This window comes from Flavobacteriales bacterium, assembly GCA_016712535.1.
GTDB lineage: Bacteria > Bacteroidota > Bacteroidia > Flavobacteriales_F > PHOS-HE28 > PHOS-HE28.
In genome coordinates this window covers 824,098-841,040 of sequence record JADJQW010000002.1, presented here as the reverse complement: position 1 = coordinate 841,040, position 16,943 = coordinate 824,098, and the positions used below count along the sequence as shown (strand labels likewise).

General features: G+C 63.3%; 16 protein-coding genes and 2 tRNA genes. 9 read left to right on the top strand and 9 right to left on the bottom strand.

Annotation, left to right across the window (positions count from 1 at the left end; genetic code table 11):
- Positions 1-206: 206 nt before the first annotated feature.
- Positions 207-1,781 carry a hypothetical protein gene (locus IPK70_03340; protein MBK8226193.1) on the bottom strand — a complete coding sequence of 525 codons (1,575 nt, stop codon included), beginning with the start codon at positions 1,779-1,781 and terminating at the stop codon, positions 207-209.
- Positions 1,782-1,870: 89 nt separating this feature from the next.
- Here IPK70_03340 and IPK70_03335 point away from each other — a divergent pair.
- Together IPK70_03335 and IPK70_03330 are read left to right on the top strand one after the other, a co-directional pair.
- Positions 1,871-1,948 (top strand) — tRNA-Val (locus IPK70_03335).
- Positions 1,949-1,988: 40 nt separating this feature from the next.
- Positions 1,989-2,066: transfer RNA gene (locus IPK70_03330), tRNA-Val, on the top strand.
- Between the two features lie 34 nt (positions 2,067-2,100).
- Here the strand turns inward: IPK70_03330 and IPK70_03325 are convergent.
- The 6 genes from IPK70_03325 to IPK70_03300 form a co-directional block, all read right to left on the bottom strand.
- Positions 2,101-3,318 (bottom strand): bifunctional folylpolyglutamate synthase/dihydrofolate synthase, encoded by a 1,218-nt coding sequence (locus tag IPK70_03325; protein ID MBK8226192.1) that lies wholly within the window; start codon positions 3,316-3,318, stop codon positions 2,101-2,103.
- Positions 3,319-3,360: 42 nt separating this feature from the next.
- Positions 3,361-4,116 (bottom strand): hypothetical protein, encoded by a 756-nt coding sequence (locus IPK70_03320; protein ID MBK8226191.1) that lies wholly within the window; start codon positions 4,114-4,116, stop codon positions 3,361-3,363.
- A 68-nt stretch (positions 4,117-4,184) separates the two neighbouring features.
- Positions 4,185-4,580: a biopolymer transporter ExbD gene (locus tag IPK70_03315; GenBank protein ID MBK8226190.1), complete on the bottom strand. Its 396-nt coding sequence runs from the start codon at positions 4,578-4,580 to the stop codon at positions 4,185-4,187.
- A 1-nt stretch (position 4,581) separates the two neighbouring features.
- A complete protein-coding gene (locus IPK70_03310) occupies positions 4,582-5,295 on the bottom strand; it encodes a MotA/TolQ/ExbB proton channel family protein (GenBank protein MBK8226189.1) in 714 nt (237 codons plus the stop codon).
- A 45-nt stretch (positions 5,296-5,340) separates the two neighbouring features.
- A complete protein-coding gene (locus IPK70_03305; protein ID MBK8226188.1) occupies positions 5,341-6,564 on the bottom strand; it encodes an amino acid dehydrogenase in 1,224 nt (407 codons plus the stop codon).
- Positions 6,565-6,642: 78 nt separating this feature from the next.
- The gene (locus IPK70_03300; protein MBK8226187.1) at positions 6,643-7,695 is read right to left on the bottom strand and encodes an anhydro-N-acetylmuramic acid kinase; all 1,053 of its coding nucleotides are present in this window, start codon (positions 7,693-7,695) and stop codon (positions 6,643-6,645) included.
- Between the two features lie 184 nt (positions 7,696-7,879).
- Here IPK70_03300 and dapF point away from each other — a divergent pair, with 184 nt between their 5' ends.
- Genes dapF through IPK70_03280 form a run of 4 tightly spaced genes read left to right on the top strand, consistent with a single transcriptional unit; the run spans position 7,880 to position 12,080 of the window.
- The gene (gene dapF, locus IPK70_03295; protein ID MBK8226186.1) at positions 7,880-8,656 is read left to right on the top strand and encodes a diaminopimelate epimerase; all 777 of its coding nucleotides are present in this window, start codon (positions 7,880-7,882) and stop codon (positions 8,654-8,656) included.
- 3 nt (positions 8,657-8,659) lie between these two features.
- Positions 8,660-9,685 carry an endolytic transglycosylase MltG gene (gene mltG, locus IPK70_03290; GenBank protein ID MBK8226185.1) on the top strand — a complete coding sequence of 342 codons (1,026 nt, stop codon included), beginning with the start codon at positions 8,660-8,662 and terminating at the stop codon, positions 9,683-9,685.
- A gap of 60 nt (positions 9,686-9,745) precedes the next feature.
- The gene (locus IPK70_03285) at positions 9,746-11,146 is read left to right on the top strand and encodes a phosphoglucomutase/phosphomannomutase family protein (protein MBK8226184.1); all 1,401 of its coding nucleotides are present in this window, start codon (positions 9,746-9,748) and stop codon (positions 11,144-11,146) included.
- 28 nt (positions 11,147-11,174) lie between these two features.
- On the top strand, positions 11,175-12,080 hold the full coding sequence (locus IPK70_03280) for a DUF2279 domain-containing protein (GenBank protein ID MBK8226183.1): 906 nt from the start codon (positions 11,175-11,177) through the stop codon (positions 12,078-12,080).
- On the opposite strand, the gene IPK70_03275 is transcribed toward IPK70_03280, so the two are convergent.
- Complete coding sequence (locus IPK70_03275; protein ID MBK8226182.1) at positions 12,071-12,634, bottom strand: NUDIX hydrolase; 564 nt, start codon at positions 12,632-12,634, stop codon at positions 12,071-12,073. The two genes, IPK70_03280 and IPK70_03275, sit on opposite strands and share 10 nt — an antisense overlap.
- A 72-nt stretch (positions 12,635-12,706) precedes the next feature.
- On the opposite strand from IPK70_03275, the gene efp reads away from it, so the two are divergent.
- From efp to IPK70_03260, 3 genes are all read left to right on the top strand, one after another.
- Positions 12,707-13,270, top strand: a complete 564-nt coding sequence (gene efp, locus IPK70_03270) for an elongation factor P (protein ID MBK8226181.1) — start codon at positions 12,707-12,709, stop codon at positions 13,268-13,270.
- Positions 13,271-13,356: 86 nt separating this feature from the next.
- Positions 13,357-14,280, top strand: a complete 924-nt coding sequence (locus tag IPK70_03265; protein MBK8226180.1) for a UDP-3-O-(3-hydroxymyristoyl)glucosamine N-acyltransferase — start codon at positions 13,357-13,359, stop codon at positions 14,278-14,280.
- 1 nt (position 14,281) lies between these two features.
- Positions 14,282-15,505 carry a PP2C family protein-serine/threonine phosphatase gene (locus IPK70_03260; protein MBK8226179.1) on the top strand — a complete coding sequence of 408 codons (1,224 nt, stop codon included), beginning with the start codon at positions 14,282-14,284 and terminating at the stop codon, positions 15,503-15,505.
- On the opposite strand, the gene IPK70_03255 is transcribed toward IPK70_03260, so the two are convergent.
- Positions 15,498-16,940, bottom strand: a complete 1,443-nt coding sequence (locus tag IPK70_03255; protein ID MBK8226178.1) for an O-antigen ligase family protein — start codon at positions 16,938-16,940, stop codon at positions 15,498-15,500. The two genes, IPK70_03260 and IPK70_03255, sit on opposite strands and share 8 nt — an antisense overlap.
- Positions 16,941-16,943 lie beyond the last annotated feature (3 nt).

Sequence of the window (16,943 nt, the reverse complement as noted above, 5' to 3'; positions counted from 1 at the left end):
CTAATGACTGGACAAAAGAACAACAAGTTGTCTAATGTTTCTACTTTTTCGTTGAACATTATTTCTTGATTACATCCAAACGAGCAACATTAATCTGATATTCAAGTATTTACGAGATGCATGAATCTGGCCGCGAGCCATCCCAAAGGACGCCGAATACAGCTGGAAGGCGGTTCGCCGGATTGGTTTCGGGTCCTCAAGCGCTCTTAAGGCGCCACGAACAAGAGGGCGTCGCCTGATTCTGCGGCTCGATGCCAAGCACTGATCTGCTCCAAAGTGCTGGTGGTACAGCTATCGGGTGATTCGGCCAGCGACTTCCAGAAGAAGACATGAGTGATGGGTGCACCTGTCAATCGCTCATACTCCTGCACCCTTACGCACGGCGCGTTGCTCGTGGCAAAATCGCCGATGCCGTGCGGAATCGATTCCGGGCGCCATTGCACGGGCGAAAAGGGCGCGAGCGCAACGAAGTTGTCGAGCACCGTGGCGTTGCGCGTGGCCGCGATGTAGCTGCTCAAGTTGCTATGCACCCAATTGCCGCTGTAATTCAAGGGGAGCACGACAGCAGCATCACGGATCGGTGCTGCGACCTCGAGCAAGGCCGTGGCCTCGCCCGATAGCGCTCGTGCGGTGCGGGCCTGCAATGCGGTATGCCAGATATCCCCGGCAATAACGATGGTCACCGCGACGAGCGCGAGTGTTCGGTGCGCACCGGACGCCGTGATCGCCAACGAGAGCAAGAGCATGAAGAAGAGGAGCACGCGCGGTGAAGCGCTGCTCCCGCCAGCGGCCACATCGGGCAGCACAAGGAATGCGACCAAAGCGCACGCGGCGAGCAGCAGCCACGTGCGCACGGTCCAGTCCTTCTTCCATGCAGCGAGGAGCAGCCAGGCCCCCAAGAGCGCAACTGGCGCAGCCGTCATGGCCGATGCATAGGATTCGCCGTCGACGCCCAACGCATTGTACGCCCGGCCCTTCACCAGCCAGGCCAACCGATCACCAAGAGGCACCCACGTTGCTCCACCACGGGCCGTCGGGTGCATGAACCAGTAGGTTAGCGTGAGGCAGATCCCCGGCGCGGCGGCCAGGAGTGCGAACCGCAGCCCGGGCAGACCACTGCCCCCCTCGCCGCGATCGCGCATCACCAGCATCAACGCAACGCAAGCCCCGGCGACCATGAAGCTGGTTAGATGGGTGAAGAACAGAAGGGTGAGGATCAGCGCCAATTGCGCCGGGAAACCCCGTGCTGGAGCAAGAGGCCGGTGCCATGCATGATGCAGCGCCATGAGCAGGAGCGGCAGGCTGAGGCTGAAATTGATGAAACCCATGGCCACGGCATAATGCAATAGGAAGGGCACGCCCAAGAAGCTGAGCCACGGACGCTCCGGCGCCAGTGAGACCGCCAGCCTGCGGTAACTCCACGCCACGGCGATCACCGCCAACGAGAAGACGGCCTTTTCCGCGACCCACGAAGGGGCCACGGACATAACGGCGGCCATGATCAACGGCCCGGTCCAATAGGGCTCCGGCCAGGTGTGCAGGACGAAGAAGCGGCCGGTGAACTCGTCGCCGCGCACCAGATCAAGCAGGATGCGCGCGTTGGCCAGGTGGCAGGGCCCATCGACGGTGACGAACCAGGCGCTTCCCCAGATCGGCCACAAATGGAGCGCCGTCAAGAGCCAGTATGGAAGATTGGCACCTGCTCCTGCACGCATGTCCGCAAGGAAAGGAAAAGCCCCGGCCATCGCAGGCTCCATGCTCCTGCCGGTGGCGCCGTCCATGAAGAAAAGGTCCGGCTATATTTGCGCCCCCTTCACCGGGTCGGGCCCTTAGGTATTCGGGCCTTGTTCTTTGGAAGTCGTCGCATCATGGAGGCATAGCTCAGCTGGTTCAGAGCATCTGCCTTACAAGCAGAGGGTCGCTGGTTCGAATCCGGCTGCCTCCACCAAACCGCCTGCCGCCTCCGGCTCGCCAACGATGATCGCATTGGGATGTTAGCTCAGCTGGTTTAGAGCGCATGCTTCACACGCATGAGGTCACTGGTTCGAATCCAGTACGTCCCACCACGGAAAGCCTTGGCGAAAGCCGAGGCTTTTCTGTTCACAGCGCTTCGGCCACGACGAAGACGCTACCGGTCACCAGCACCAAGTCGTCCTGTGCGGCGGATTCACGGGCGGTTGCCACTGCATCGGTAACCGACGCGCACCGGACACCTGCCAATCCGTGCGCTCGAGCCTTTGATCGCAGCTGTTCCGGATCCATGCCGCGCGGGATGTCAGCCTTGCAGAAGTAATAGGCTGCATCCTTCGGCAAAAGGTCCAGCACGCCATCGATGTCCTTGTCATTCACCATGCCCAGCACGATCCGGAGACGGTTGAAGCCGGTGCTCGCCAGCAGTGCATTCACCACGCGCATGCCATCCACGTTATGCGCCACATCGGCGATGGTGCGCGGCGCCTGGCCGATCACCTCCCATCGGCCGCGCAGGCCGGTGTTCGCCACCACGTTCGCGAAACCGCGTGCTACGGCTTCGTTCAAGATGTTCCAGCCGCGCGCGCGCAACACATCAATGGCTGCCAACGCTGTTCGGGCGTTCCGCTCTTGGTGCGCGCCATGCAGGCCGATCGCACAGGGCAACGGGTTGCTGTGATCCGCGAACACGATCGAGGAGCGCTCTTCTTCGGCTTTCCGACGGAACACTTCCGCCACCTCCGCTTCCGCTTCACCGATCACCAAAGGAATGCCCGGCTTGATGATGCCCGCTTTCTCCGCAGCGATCTTCTCGAGCGTATCGCCGAGGAACTGCATGTGGTCCCAACCGATGTTGGTGATCACGCTGACCTCGGGCGTCACCACGTTGGTGCTGTCGAGGCGGCCGCCCATGCCCGTCTCTACTACGGCGATATCGACCTGCTGCTCCCGGAACCACCAAAGTGCGAAAGCCACGCCCCATTCGAAGAACGAGGGCTCGATCGGCCCGAACGCATCGCGGTGCCGCTCAACGAAGCGAACAACCTCCTCTTCCCTCACCATGGCGCCGTTCACGCGGAATCGTTCCCGGAAGTCCTTGAGGTGCGGCGAGGTGTGCAGGCCGACCTTGTAACCGGCCTCCTTCAGCGCACTGGCGATGAAAGAGCACGTGCTGCCTTTGCCGTTGGTGCCGGCCACGTGCACGCAATTCAGCCCGCGCTCGGGATGGCCCAGAGCCTCCATGAGCGAATGCGTGTTGCTGAGATCGGCCTTGTACGCCGACGCGCCGATGCGCTGGTACATGGGCAGCTTCGCGTAGAGGTACGCCAGCGTGTCCGCGTAGGTCAGCATAACCACCGATGGACGCTGATGGACACGGATGTTGACGCGCTACTCCAGCTCGAAGATGAAGACCAGCAGGCCCATCTGCTCGGCAGGGCCATCAGCACGCGCTGAAAAGGTGCATTGCAGGGCACCCTTCTTGGCGATGTTGAACAGCACGGAGCTCGTGGTGGTGCTCTTATCGAGGTTCTGCGATACGCGCGTCACCTTGCCGTCGCGGTCCACCCAGATGTTCAAGGCCACCTTGCCGCCCTCGCTGGGCTTGTCGGTGATGTTCGGTCCGCGCATCAGGCCGCGGCCTTCCAACCTGCCTTCAAAGCCGCTCCCTTTGAAGTCGCCGCTGCCTCCACCGCCAGGCTTGCTGCTGTTGCTGTTGTTGCCGCCCGGATTCGGGTCGGTGTTCTCGCTGGGATTGCCGCTCGGGTTGAACAGCGAATTCGGATTAGGCTTGGGCGGCTTGGGGGTCTCGGGCTTGGGATTCGGCTTGGGATTCGGTTTTACGGGCTTGGGTGCTTCCACGGGGCTGTCTTCCTCAGTGGCCACTTCTTCCGGATCGCTCGCGGAGGGCGATGGCACGGCCGATTCCTGCGGCGCACCGGGCGTGGGCGACGGGTCGCCGCCGCTGAGTCCGCCGGCGCTCTCGAAGACGAGTTCGATCATCTCCTCCTGCGGCAGCGGATCGGGCTGCGTGAGGCCGAAGAAGAGGAAGAGCAGGAATGCGATGGCGTGGATGACCACCGTAGCAATGATGCCCGCGCGGCGGTCACGCTCCTGTTCTTGATGCTGTACGGCGATGGTGCTCATGGTGCGTTGCGTTTGGTCGACCCGGAGGATCGACGTTGCCGGAGTCTATTGAGATCCGCGTGCCATGATCATTCCGGTTTCGTCGCCAGGATGATCTTCCACTTGTTGCGCTTGGCGATGTCGAGCACGCTCACGGTGATGCCGGTGGGCACGCTCTGGTCCACGTGCATCACCACGGCCTGGTCCGCTGGGTGCTTGCTCATTTCGTCCTTCAGTACCCCCTCGAGGTCCGCCGGTTCGATCATGCGGTTGTTCACGCTGTAGTGCTGCTCGGCGTCGATGCGAACGGCCACCTTGGGCTTCTCCTTGGTCTTGTTGGCGCTCTTGGGCAGGTCCACAGGAAGGGCATACGGGCTCACCAGCGTGCTCACGATCACGAAGAAGATGAGCAGCAGGAAGACCAGGTCGGTCATGGAGCTCATGCTGAAGCCCGCATCGACCTTATGTGTGCTGCGCAGGCCCATGTTACTTGGCGGGTGATTCGAGCACGTCCATGAAAGCGATCGTGGTGGCTTCCATCTTCTGGATCACCTTGTTCACGCGCGCTGTGAGCGTGTTGTAGGCCACGTAGGCGATGATGCCGATCACGAGGCCCGCCACCGTGGTGACCATGGCCTGCATGATGCCGCCGCTGAGCTGGCTGATCTCAACGCCTGCGCCGCTGATCTTCATGGTGTGGAAGGTGACGATCATGCCGATCACGGTGCCGAGGAAGCCGAGCATGGGCGCGGCGCCGGAGATGGTGGCCATCACGGGCAGGCCGCGCTCCAGCTGGTAGATCTCGAGCTTGCCGGCGTTCTCGATGCTCACCTCGATGTCCTTCAGCGGCTTGCCCACGCGGCTGAGGCCCTTGTCGAGCATGCGCGCCACAGGTGTGCTGGTCTGCGCGCACAGGTTCCGGGCGCTGTCGATCTTGCCTTCGTGCACGTAGTCGCGAATCTTGTTCATGAAGTCCTTGTCCTCGCGGAGCGCGCGGCGTATGGCCATGGAGCGCTCGATGATGAGGTAGATGGCGATCAGGCTCATGATGCCCAGTGGCCCCATGATGTACCAGCCGCCATCGACGATGAGCTGCCAGATGGAGATGGTCTCGATGACAGGTTCGACCGGTCCGGCTGAACTGGTCTGTTCCAGGACCTCGCGGGCCTGTTCGATCTGCGTGAAGAGCGGGAAGTGCATGGTGTCGGGTTGTGATGGAACGGCGCGCGGCCGTGCTGAAGTATATCAGTTGAGCTTGGCGAGGGCGATCTCGAACGCGGTGCGGGTGAGGTGCTTGCGCTGGTTGTTGCGGGCCTGGCAATCTTCAATGGCCTTGCCGATCACGTTGCTCACATCCTCGAAGATGGCCTTGTCCGATAACGCGTTGCCGGGCTGCATGCAATAAGCGAACACGCGGGCCATGCCGCAGTTGGCGATGAAGTCGGGGATCACGCTCGCAAGGCCGTCCGCATGCTCGCCTATGGGGCCGTAGAAGATCTGCGGATCGGCAAAGGGCACGTTGGCGCCGCTGCTGATCACTTCCAGGCCGGCCTTGGCCATGCGGTCCACTTGGTCCTTGGTCACCAGGCGACTGGCGGCGCACGGCAAAAAGACCTCGGCCCCGATGTCCCAGATCCTCGCATTCACCTCATCGAAGGGCAGCATGTCCTGAATCCGGAGCGCATTGCCGGCCTTGTCCGTGAAGAGCCCCTTCACTTCCTCTGCACTGAAGCCCTCCGGACGGAGGGCACCACCATGCCGGTCGATGATGCCCACGATGCTTGCCCCCTGTTGGGCGAGGTAATACCCTGCGGCAGCGCCCACATTGCCCCAGCCCTGCACGATCACGCGCTTGCCGTTCAGGTCGCCGCCATAAACACGGTAGTAATGGCGCACGCTCTCGGCCACGCCCCATCCGGTGATCATGTCGGCCACGGCGTATTTGCCAGCGACCGGCACATAGCCCGTGTCGTTCACCACCTTGCTCACGCCTTCGCGCAGCTGGGCGATGGCCTTCAGCTTCACCTCTTCCTGCGTGCCGATATGGCCATTCACCACACCCTCTTGGGGATGGCGCAAGCCATAGCGCTCCGTGATCGGGATCACGTCGTGCAATTCGTCCACGTTCAGGTCGCCGCCGGTACCATAGTAGGTCTTCAGCAGGGGCATCACGGCCTTGTACCAGCGGTCTAGCACGGCATTCTTGCGCGGGTCGGCGGGGTCGAAGTCGATGCCGCTCTTGGCACCGCCGATAGCCGGGCCGCACACGCTGAACTTCACCTCCATGGTCTTGGCCAGGCTCTCCACCTCGCGCTTGTCGAGGCCCTTGCGCATGCGGGTGCCGCCGCCGGCCGCACCGCCTCGCAGGCTATTGATCACCACCCAGCCGCGTGCACCGGTGGGGGCATCGTTCCATTCAAAGACGATCTCGGGGGCGCGCTCCTCGAAGCGCTGAAGGGCATCACGCATTTCCTATCGGTCGGGGCGAAAGTAGCGGCGGGCTCAAGCTCGTTGTCGGGCAGCCGGAACGGTTATTCAAACCGTCTGTTAATAGGGCCGATTCACCGCCCCACCTGAGCTATCCCGCTTCGCACCCGTCACGCTGGCCAGCGCGTTCGCTTCGCCCCGGATCCGAAGCACGCCCAACAACGCGAACACCAGCGCCTCCTTGAAGTCGATGGTGCGCTTGTCCGGCACTTCGATCGGTGCCATGGAATGATGGCGGATCCGTTCAATGAGGAACCCGTTGTGCGCTCCTCCACCGGTGACGAGCACTGGCCCATCGGCTTTGCGCAAGGCCTGGGCCAGCAGGTAGGCGATGTGCTCGGCGACGGTGCGCAGCTTGGTGGATGTGGATGGATAACGGCCCTCAATCAACGGCAGCACCCATTCGTTGAAGTACTCGCGCCCCATCGACTTGGGCGGGCGCTTCGCATGGAATGGAGAGCCCTTCAGCTCGACGAATAGCTCCCCGTCGAAGCCGCCCTTCCGCGCCAGTTCGCCATTCTCATCAAAGGGCAAGCCCGCCTCGTTCGCCAAATAGTTGAGCGCTTGGTTTCCGATGCAGACATCGTAGCCGATGATGCGCTTCGGTCCGTGCAAGCTGATGTTGCAGATGCCGCCGACGTTGATGAAGGCCCTGTAGTCCGGGAACAGCAGCTTCTCCCCCAGCGGCACCAGCGGCGCGCCTTGTCCGCCCAGCGCGATATCGGCACTTCGGAAGTCGCACACCGTGGTGATACCGGTGATGGCCGCGATGCGCGCGCCCGAGCCGATCTGCGTGCTGAAGCCCAATTCGGGCCGATGGAAGATGGTATGCCCGTGCGAAGCGATCAGCTCGGCTTCCTCTCCGCGCAGGAAGCGCTTGCTGGCCTGACCGATGAATGCGCCGAGGTCGGCATCGAGATGCGCAAGCTCCAGCGCGCTGCCGTGCATGGCGTTCAGCAGCCGGTCGCGCAGCGCTGTTGGATAGGGCACCGTGCGCGCCTTGATGAACGAATGGCTCCAGCGACCGCGCTTCTCCTGCAGCTCGCATAACGCGAGGTCAAGGCCATCGAGGGAGCTTCCGCTCATGATGCCGAGCGCACGGTAAGTGGGCATGCGGCAAAGGAAGGGTTTGAGGAGTTGAAGGTTGCAGGTTGATTGTGGTTGAGGGTTGTGGGTTGCTTCCCGCTTCGTTCCTAGCGGTCGCAATGACAGGTTGGGGGTTGTGGGAAGGTCAACCCTGAACCAGAATCAACCTGCAACCGAGGAACAACCTTCAGCCTCGAACCATCTTTGCGGCATGCGCATCGCCTTCGAGAAGTGGCACGGCACCGGCAACGATTTCATCCTGGTCGATGATCGTTCGGGTAGTTTCCCAGCGAACGATCTCAATCTCGTGCGCCTCCTCTGCGACCGCCACTTCGGCATCGGAAGCGATGGACTGATCCTGATCCAAGCGCCACGCGAAGCGGGCATCGCCTTCCATATGGAATTCTTCAACCCCGATGCGAGCAAGAGCTTCTGCGGCAACGGCAGCCGCTGCGCCTTCGCAGCCTGGAGCCGTTGGAACGGCGAGGCGCCCAGCGCTCGGTTCATGGCGATCGATGGACTGCACGAAGGTGAGTGGCGTGGTGGGCTCGTGGCCGTATCGCTGCGCGACGTGGAGCTGGTGCTGAGCGGAGCGGACCACGACTTCATCCACACTGGATCGCCGCATGAAGTGGTGCGCGTGCCCGAACTGGATGCTGTGGAGATCATGGTGGATGGCCCGTTGCGCGCCCACCACGAGCGGCGCGGCCCAGGCGGCTCCAACGTGAACTATGTGCGCGTGGCGGATGGCGCGATCAGCATGCGCACCTTCGAGCGCGGCGTGGAAGCGGAAACCTTGAGCTGCGGCACCGGCGTGGTGGCGGCCGCGATCAGCGCGCTGGCCCGACGTGAGGCGGTTTCGCCAGTGGCGGTGCGCACACGGGGCGGCGACCTCCGCGTTGAAGCGGAGGCCGTGAACGGCGGGTGGTCGCGCATTGCGCTCATCGGTCCGGCCGTGCGCGTGTTCGAAGGCAGCATCGAGATGTGATCCATGGCGAAGCGGAAAGGCAAATGGCTCATCGCCGGCGCGGTCCTCATGGCGGCGGCAGGGTTGGCGGCTTTCGTGGCGTGGCGTGAGGTGATGGGCCCCTCGACGCGCTTCACGGACGAGAGCCGCGTGCTCTTGATCCCCACCGGATCCGATCTGCGAACGGCCATGGACAGCTTGGAGCGCATCGCGGCCGTGCATGATGAGCGCGCTGCGGAGCTCCTGCTGAAGCGCGGCACCATCAAGCCAGGACGCTACCGCGTGAAGAAGGGTGCGAGCCTGCGCGCCATCGCTCGCATGCTGCACGCCGGCGAGCAGGAGCCGGTGCGCATCACCTTCAGCAATGTGGATCACCTGCATGAATTGTCGGGACGATTAGGGCGCTCGCTGGAGCCGGACTCCATAGCCTTCTTGAAGGCCTTCCTTGACCCTGACCGGCAACGCGATGCGGGGCTGAGCGACGCCACCATGATCAGCCTCTTCCTGCCCAACACCTACGAGTTGTGGTGGACCACCACGCCCGAGCAATTCATCGCGCGCATGCTCAAGGAGCACGAAGCGTTCTGGAACGAGACGCGGCGCGAGCAGCTCGCTGCGTTGAAGCTCACCACTGCGGAAGCGAGCACCTTGGCCAGCATCGTGCAGGCCGAAACGGTGAAGATGGCCGATGCGCCCACGATCGCCGGCGTCTATCTCAACCGCATGCGCATCGGCATGCCCTTGCAAGCCGACCCCACGCTCAAATTCGCGCTGGGCCTCGACTCCGTGCGGCGTGTGCTCCACCGCGACAAGGAGGTGGATTCACCCTACAACACCTACCGCTACGCGGGCCTGCCGCCCGGGCCCATCAACATGCCTGAGCCGCGCTTCATCGATGCGGTGCTCAGCGCGCCCAAGCACGAGTACCTCTATTTCTGCGCCCGCGCCGACCTCAGCGGATACAGCGATTTCGCGCGCACCTACGAGCAGCACCTGGTGAATGCGCGCCGCTACCAGAAGGCGCTGAACGCCCGGAAGATCTACCGGTGAGCGCGCTCCTGAGAGCCGCCTATTTTCGCGCCCGCTCCAGAGAAAGCGAGCGATGCACAGATGACCAAGATCAAATTCGGCACCGACGGCTGGCGCGCCATCATCGCGCAGGAATTCACGGTTGACAATGTGGCGCGCGTGAGCGTGGCCGTAGCGGATTGGGTGCTGAAGAAGCAGCCGGGCAGCACCCGCATCGTGCTGGGCCACGATTGCCGCTTCGGCGGGGCGCTCTTCGCCGAGACTTGCGCCAAGGTGTTCGTGAGCCGCGGCATCGAAGTGCATCTGGCCGAAGGCTTCGTGAGCACCCCGATGATCTCGCTCGGCGCACAACGCGTGAAGGCCGGCATGGGCGTGGTGCTCACAGCCAGCCACAATCCGCCCAGCTACAACGGCTACAAGCTGAAGGGCATCCATGGCGGCCCGCTGATCCCCGAAGAGGTGCAGGAGGTGGAGGACATGATCCCCGATGCGCACGGCATCGACCTTTCCTCCATCGATCTCGATGAAGCGCGCGCGAAGGGCTTGCTGCGATCCATCGACCTGGAGACCATGTACGTGGATCATGTGGAGAAGAGCTTCGACATGAAGGCCATCCGTGAATGCGGCATGCGCTGGGGCTATGATGCCATGTATGGCGCCGGTCAGAACGTGATGCGGCGCATCCTTCCGAAGGCCACCTTCCTCCATTGCGACTACAACCCCTCGTTCATGGGCCAGGCGCCGGAGCCGATCCATAAGAACCTCGGCGAGTTCAGCGCGCTGATCAAGCAGGGCGGGATCGATTGCGGCCTGGCCACCGACGGCGACGCCGACCGCATCGGCCTGTACAACGGCCGCGGCGAGTTCATCGACTCGCACCACATCATCCTGCTGCTCATCCATTACCTGGTGAAGTACAAGAAGTTCACCGGCAAGGTGGTGGTGGCCGTGAGCACCACGCCGAAGGTGAAGAAGCTCTGCGACCACTATGGCCTCGAGTACAGCGTCACCAGGATCGGCTTCAAGTGGATCAGCGGCATCATGATCACCGAGGACGTGCTCCTCGGCGGCGAAGAGAGCGGCGGCATCGCGATCAAAGGCCATATCCCCGAGCGCGACGGCATATGGATGGGCCTCACCATCTGGGAATTCATGGCCAAGAGCGGCAAGACGCTCGATGAGCTGATCCAAGAAGTCTACGCCATCGTGGGGCCTTTCGCCTACGACCGGAACGACCTCCACATTAGCGAAGCGCTGAAGCAGCAGGTGCTCAAGGACTGCGACAGCTACACGCGCTTCGGCGACCTGGAGGTGCGCCGCGTGGAGACCATCGACGGCCACAAGTTCCACTTCGATGGCGAGCAATGGCTGATGATCCGCGCGAGCGGCACCGAGCCGGTGCTGCGCTGCTACGCGGAATCGGGCACCATGGCCGGCGCGCAAGCGATCCTAGCGGCGTGCAAGAAGACGATCGGCGCCTGACCGCTCACCCGCTCCGATACCTTGCGCCATGCGGCTCCTTCACCGTGCGGCCTTCGTGAGCATCGGCTTGACGCTGCCGGCTCAAATGGCCACAGCGCAGCCTGCTGATTCAAGCTCCGCCTGCGAGCGGCCCTGCAAGCGGTGCGTCACCCTTGTTTCCGTGGGCGCGGGCGCAGCGGCTTCGGCAGCCCTCGTCGGCCTCGATCAGGCCTGGTACGCGCAGTACGAGCGCGAGCCCATGCACAGCTTCGACGATAGCGGCGAATGGCTGCAGCTGGACAAGACCGGACACCTGCTGAGCGGCTACATGCTCGGTGCCTGGGGCCATGCCGCCATGAAGCACTGCGGAACGGGCAATCGCAGCGCGCGCTGGATCGGCGGCTCCGTTGGCCTGGCCTTCATGACGGGCATCGAGCTGCTCGATGGCACGTCGTCCGGCTGGGGCTTCTCGTGGAGCGACATGGCCGCCAATGCTGTAGGGGCTGGCCTCTTCATCGTGCAGGATGCAACCTGGCACGAGCAGCGCATCGTGCCGAAGATCTCGTTACGCTTAACGCCTTACGCGGCTCAGCGTCCCGATCTGCTAGGCGAAGGCGTTGCCGACCGCCTGCTGAAGGATTACAATGGCGTCACACTATGGTTCAGCGGCAACGTCGCGAGCCTCAGCGGCAGCGCACGCATCCCGAAGTGGCTGAACATCGCCGTTGGCTATGGCGCGGAAGGCATGGTGAGCGCGCATCCGGAACAGCAGATCGGTGGCGATCCCGTGTTCAGGCAGATCTACCTCTCACCCGACATCGACCTCACGCGGATACGCACCCGGAGCAAGCTGCTGCGCACGCTGCTGTTCATGGCCAACAGCATCAAGGTGCCGCTTCCGGCGCTGGAGTACCGCAGCAACGGCGCGTGGAAGGCGCACTGGCTCTACTTCTGAAGCAGGTCACCATCCCGGAGCAGGCGATCCACCTTCAGCACGCCGGCCACGGTGAGGCTGTCGCGCAATTCGCCGCGCATCACCATCTGCACCAATTCAGCAAAGGGCACTTTGCGCAGCTCGAGCTGCTCGTTGTGGTCGGGCTCCGGCTCGTGGAAGGTGAGTCCTTGCGCCACATAGATGATGGCCACCTCGTCGCTGGCGCTGTTGCTCAGGTCCATCTGCAGCACCTCGGTCCAGCGCTCCGCGACGATGCCCGCCTCTTCGCGCAATTCGCGCTGGGCGCTCTCCACAGGCGGCCGCTCACGCGACCCTCCGCCCTCGATGATCTCCCAGCTGTACGCATCGATGGGGTAGCGGTACTGGCCTACGATCCAGGTGTTGCCTTCCTCATCCAACGGGATGACGCCCACTGCCAGATTCTTGAAATGCACCACCCCATAAATGCCCTCGCGCCCGCCGGGGTCGATGACCTCGTGGTGGCTCACGCTGATCCACGGGGTGCTGTATCGCTCCTCAACCGTCAGTGTCTTCCAAGGGCCACGTTCTTCCATGCGGCAAGTTTACCGGTGCGGCTCCGGTTGGATCGCTTCGGCTACATTCGCGGCCCATTCAACTGACCCGCCATGGCCTCCACTGCCGACGTGAACATCGGATCCTACATCCGCTTCAATAACGACATCTGCCAGATCATGGAGTGGCAGCATCGCACGCCGGGCAACCTGCGCGCCTTCTACCAGGGCAAGATGCGCAATCTCCGGAACGGCAAGCTCAACGAGCACCGCTGGCGCAGCGGTGAAAGCATGGAGGTGCTCCGGGTCGAGATCCACGAGCTGCAATACCTCTACCGCGAGGGCGACAACCTGGTGTGCATGGACCAGGCCACCTTCGACCAGAAGTACATCCCGGTGGCGCTCTTCGGCGATACCATGAAATTCATGCGCGAGGAGATGGTGGTGCAGATCGGCTTCGAGAGCGAGGTGCCCATTTTCGCCCGCCCGCCGAAGACCGTTGAGCTCACCGTGGCGGAGGCCGAGCATGCCGTGAAGGGCGATACCAGCAACAAAGTGATGAAGCTGGCCAAGCTCGATAACGGCACAGAGCTCATGGTGCCGCTCTTCGTGGAGGCTGGCACGGTGATACGCATCGACACCGAGACGGGCGAATACCTGGATCGCGTGAAGAAATAAACCGTCACGCACTGAACGGAACGAAGCCCCCTCCTGGGGGCTTCGCCATTTTCGGCGCGGCTACCTTTGGCCGCCAACCCAACCGCGTGATCCTCCCTCAGCCCCTCACCGCTGCCGAACTCGCCGCCCTGATCGGCGCTGAAGCGCACGGCAACACGCAGCGCCTCGTCACAGGCCTCAACGAGATCAATCGTGTGGGCGAGGGCGACCTGGTTTACGTGGACCATCCGAAGTGGTACGACAAGGCCCTGAACAGCGCGGCCACCACCATCCTGATCGACAAGGCCGTGGAACCGCCTCCTGGCAAGGCCATCATCATCAGCCCCGATCCATGCCGCGATTACAATGCGCTGGTGAAGCGCTTCATGCCGCGTGCGGGCTGGGGTCCTGAGGGCATCGTGATCGGCGAAGGGTCGCGGATCCATCCTTCGGCGGTGATCGGACCGCACGTGACCATCGGCCGTGATTGCGTCATCCACCCGAACGTGGTGATCTACGAGCGCACCACCATCGGCGACCACGTGACGATCCACGCCAATGCCGTGATCGGCGCCGACCCCTTCTACTACAAGAAGCGCCCGAGCGGCTACGACAAGATGGAGCCCTGCGGCACCGTGGTGATCGAGGACGATGTGGAGATCGGGGCCCTCAGCACCATCGATCGCGGCGTGAGCGCGGATACGCGCATCGGCCGCGGAACCAAGATGGACAACCACGTGCAGGTGGGCCACGACACGCGCATCGGCGAACGCTGCCTGTTCGCTGCGCATGTGGCCATTGCCGGCGCCTGCGTGATCGAGGATGGCGTCACCCTCTGGGGCCAGGTGGGCATCCCGAGCAAGTTGCGCGTGGGCAAGGGCGCGGTGATCCTCGGTCAGAGCGGCATCCTCACCGATGCCGAAGCGGGCAAGACCTATCTGGGATCACCGGCGCGCGAGGCGAAGCAGATGATGCGGGAGATCAGCCTGCGCGCCAAGCTGCCGGAGATCGCCAAGAAGCTAGGCATCTGAAATGGCCCGGCTGGAGCGCATCATCGAGCGATTGGAGCTGAAGGAGTTCCAGCTGCGCACGCTGCTCGATGTGAGCAAGGCCATCAACAACAACGTCGGGCGCGACGAGCTGCTGCGCCTCTTCGAACGGATCGCGCATGGTGAACTGGGCATCACGCGGCTGAGCCTGTATGAGCGCACCGATCATTGGGAGCGCATCTTGAGCTACGGGCACGACGCGCGCGACGCGGCCATCGACGCCGAGCAGCTCTTCGGCACGTTCACCGACATCCAGACCATCAACGCGGAGATCGAGGGCCGGCTGGGCGCCTTCGACGTGGCAGTGCCGGTGTACCACCGCGACAAGCCCCTTGCCTTCCTGCTCATCGGCGACATCGATGAGGAGGAGCAGCGCATGAGCCCGGTGGTGAAGCACCTCAACTTCATCCAGACCCTGGCCAATCTCGTGGCCGTGGCATTGGAGAACCAGCGCATGGCGGGGCGCCAATTGCAGCAGGAGCTCGACCGCCGCGACCTCGTCCTGGCCGCCCAGATGCAGCAGCAGTTGATCCCTGCGGAGCTGCCGCGCACTGACCGATTGGAAGCCGCTGCGTGGTACCAGCCGCACCGCCTCATCGGCGGCGACTACTACGACCTGCTGCCGCTCGGCGACGAACGGTACCTCGCCTGCGTGGCCGACGTCAGCGGCAAAGGCGTGGCTGCAGCACTGCTCATGAGCAACTTCCAAGCGCAGGTGCGCGCGGCGCTGCCCCACAACAACGACCTCGACCGGTTGATCCGCCACCTCAACGAGCGCGTGTTCGCCAATGCGCGCGGCGAGCGCTTCATCACCTTCTTCGCCGGCTTGATCGATCTGCGCGCCGGCACCTTGCGCTTCGCCAATGCCGGGCACAACGACCCTCTATTGCATGATGGAGCGCGGATCACCGCGCTGCATGACGGCAGCATCGCCCTGGGCATGATGCCGAGCCTGCCCTTCCTGCGGATCGGTGAAATGCCCTTGCCCAAGGAAGGCACCCTGCTCTGCTATACCGATGGCCTGGTCGAGCAGGAGGATGCCCATGGCCACGCCTTCGAGGATGAACCGCTGAACCGTGCACTGAGCGGTTTCTCGGGCGCCGGTCCCGATGGGTTGGTATCCGCATTGAAGGCTGCCTTCGAAGCGCACCGCGGCGCTGAGCCTTACCTCGACGACATCGCGGTGCTCTGCTGCCGATTCAGTTGATCGGCGCCGCGCCGCCCTTCGGGGCCGCGTACTTCACGTCGAAGAGCACGATCATGGCGGTGAAGGCCCAGAAGGGCACCGAGGCCTTGTCGATGTCGAGGAAGTTGTTCAGCGCCCCGTGCAGGTAATAGGTGACGAGGCCCATGAAGGCAGCCGTCATCACGCGCTTATCGGCACCGGACGGCATGCGATGGTACAGGCGCATGGCGCGGAACGTGGTGAGCAGCACCAGCGCCACCATCAGGCCCATGCCGATGAATCCCTGCTCGGCCAACGGCCCGAGGTACTCGCTGTGCGCGTTGCCGCCGGACCCGAAGTTGGTGCTGATGATCGTGCGGTCCTCAGAAGCCTGGAAAGGCGCGTACTGGAACATGTACGTGCCGGGCCCCCAGCCGAAGAGCGGGCGCTCCTGCCACATGCGGCCCGCGGAGTTCCAGCGGTTCAAGCGCTCGAGATTGCTGGCATCGCTGCTGATGTTCGAGATCGACTGCACATGCTCCTTCAAGTCGTCACTGCTCTCCTTTCGGTTGCGCTCGAGGGCGATGGTGATCTGGTCCTTGTTCACGTAATAGCCGATGCCGGCAACCACCAGCAGCACGCCTAATGCCCAGGCCGGGACCCGGAAGCGCATCACCGCGAAAAGGCCCGCCGCACCCACCAGGCTGAGCCATGCCGCGCGGGTATAGGAGAACACGAGCCCCACCACCAGCACGCCCAGCAGCACGAGCGCGATGCCTTTCTCCGTGCGCGAATAGCCCGGCATGGCCACTGCCGCGACCATGAAGGGCATGATGAAGGCGATCACGGCGCCGTAGCTCGTATGGTCCTTGAAGAAGGGGCTCATGACCCAGTGCGCGGGGTCGTGCGCGAAGTGGTGGAGCGAATGCTGGTACAACGTATAGAGCACCACCACCACGAGTCCCGCCACGAAGGACTTGATGAACCGGTGCATGGCGCCGGCATCCCGGAAAAGCAGCGAGCCGAGCAGGAACATGGACCCCACGAACCAGAGGCGCGCGATCAGGTACTTCATGGAGATCACCGGCAAGCTGCTCGGGATGATGCACACGGCCATCCAGACCAGCTGCGCGATCACCACCCCGGTGATGGGATGCCGCAGGAACCGGCGTTCCAGCACGCCGCGCTGCAGCGCGATGCGCAAGAAGAGCAGGAAGGTGAGCCCGAGCATGAGCGGCTCCGTGGGCAGCGACACCCCGATGCCGCCGAGGTCCATCTCCTCGAGGTTGATCGAGAGCGGCGTGGCGAAGGCGATGAAGTAGAGCACGCGCTCAGGAACCATCACCATGGCCCAAGCGGCAAGCAGCACTGCGGGAAGCAAGGCGAGCCACGGGAAATCACGGGCGGTGAGCAGCGCGTTGAGCGCCACGAAGAGCACGCAGGCCGCGGCGATCCAATGCTGCCTGATCGCGGCCATGGG

What these genes read in the sequence shown, in the direction of transcription:
- IPK70_03340 (MBK8226193.1), bottom strand. Translation starts at nt 1,781, where the DNA reads ATGGACGGCGCCACCGGCAGGAGCATGGAGCCTGCGATGGCCGGGGCT.
- IPK70_03275 (MBK8226182.1), bottom strand. Translation starts at nt 12,634, where the DNA reads ATGGAAGAACGTGGCCCTTGGAAGACACTGACGGTTGAGGAGCGATAC.
- dapF (MBK8226186.1), top strand. Translation starts at nt 7,880, where the DNA reads ATGCGCATCGCCTTCGAGAAGTGGCACGGCACCGGCAACGATTTCATC.
- IPK70_03320 (MBK8226191.1), bottom strand. Translation starts at nt 4,116, where the DNA reads ATGAGCACCATCGCCGTACAGCATCAAGAACAGGAGCGTGACCGCCGC.
- IPK70_03255 (MBK8226178.1), bottom strand. Translation starts at nt 16,940, where the DNA reads ATGGCCGCGATCAGGCAGCATTGGATCGCCGCGGCCTGCGTGCTCTTC.
- IPK70_03315 (MBK8226190.1), bottom strand. Translation starts at nt 4,580, where the DNA reads ATGGGCCTGCGCAGCACACATAAGGTCGATGCGGGCTTCAGCATGAGC.
- IPK70_03280 (MBK8226183.1), top strand. Translation starts at nt 11,175, where the DNA reads ATGCGGCTCCTTCACCGTGCGGCCTTCGTGAGCATCGGCTTGACGCTG.
- efp (MBK8226181.1), top strand. Translation starts at nt 12,707, where the DNA reads ATGGCCTCCACTGCCGACGTGAACATCGGATCCTACATCCGCTTCAAT.
- IPK70_03305 (MBK8226188.1), bottom strand. Translation starts at nt 6,564, where the DNA reads ATGCGTGATGCCCTTCAGCGCTTCGAGGAGCGCGCCCCCGAGATCGTC.
- IPK70_03260 (MBK8226179.1), top strand. Translation starts at nt 14,282, where the DNA reads ATGGCCCGGCTGGAGCGCATCATCGAGCGATTGGAGCTGAAGGAGTTC.
- IPK70_03285 (MBK8226184.1), top strand. Translation starts at nt 9,746, where the DNA reads ATGACCAAGATCAAATTCGGCACCGACGGCTGGCGCGCCATCATCGCG.
- IPK70_03310 (MBK8226189.1), bottom strand. Translation starts at nt 5,295, where the DNA reads ATGCACTTCCCGCTCTTCACGCAGATCGAACAGGCCCGCGAGGTCCTG.
- mltG (MBK8226185.1), top strand. Translation starts at nt 8,660, where the DNA reads ATGGCGAAGCGGAAAGGCAAATGGCTCATCGCCGGCGCGGTCCTCATG.
- IPK70_03300 (MBK8226187.1), bottom strand. Translation starts at nt 7,695, where the DNA reads ATGCCCACTTACCGTGCGCTCGGCATCATGAGCGGAAGCTCCCTCGAT.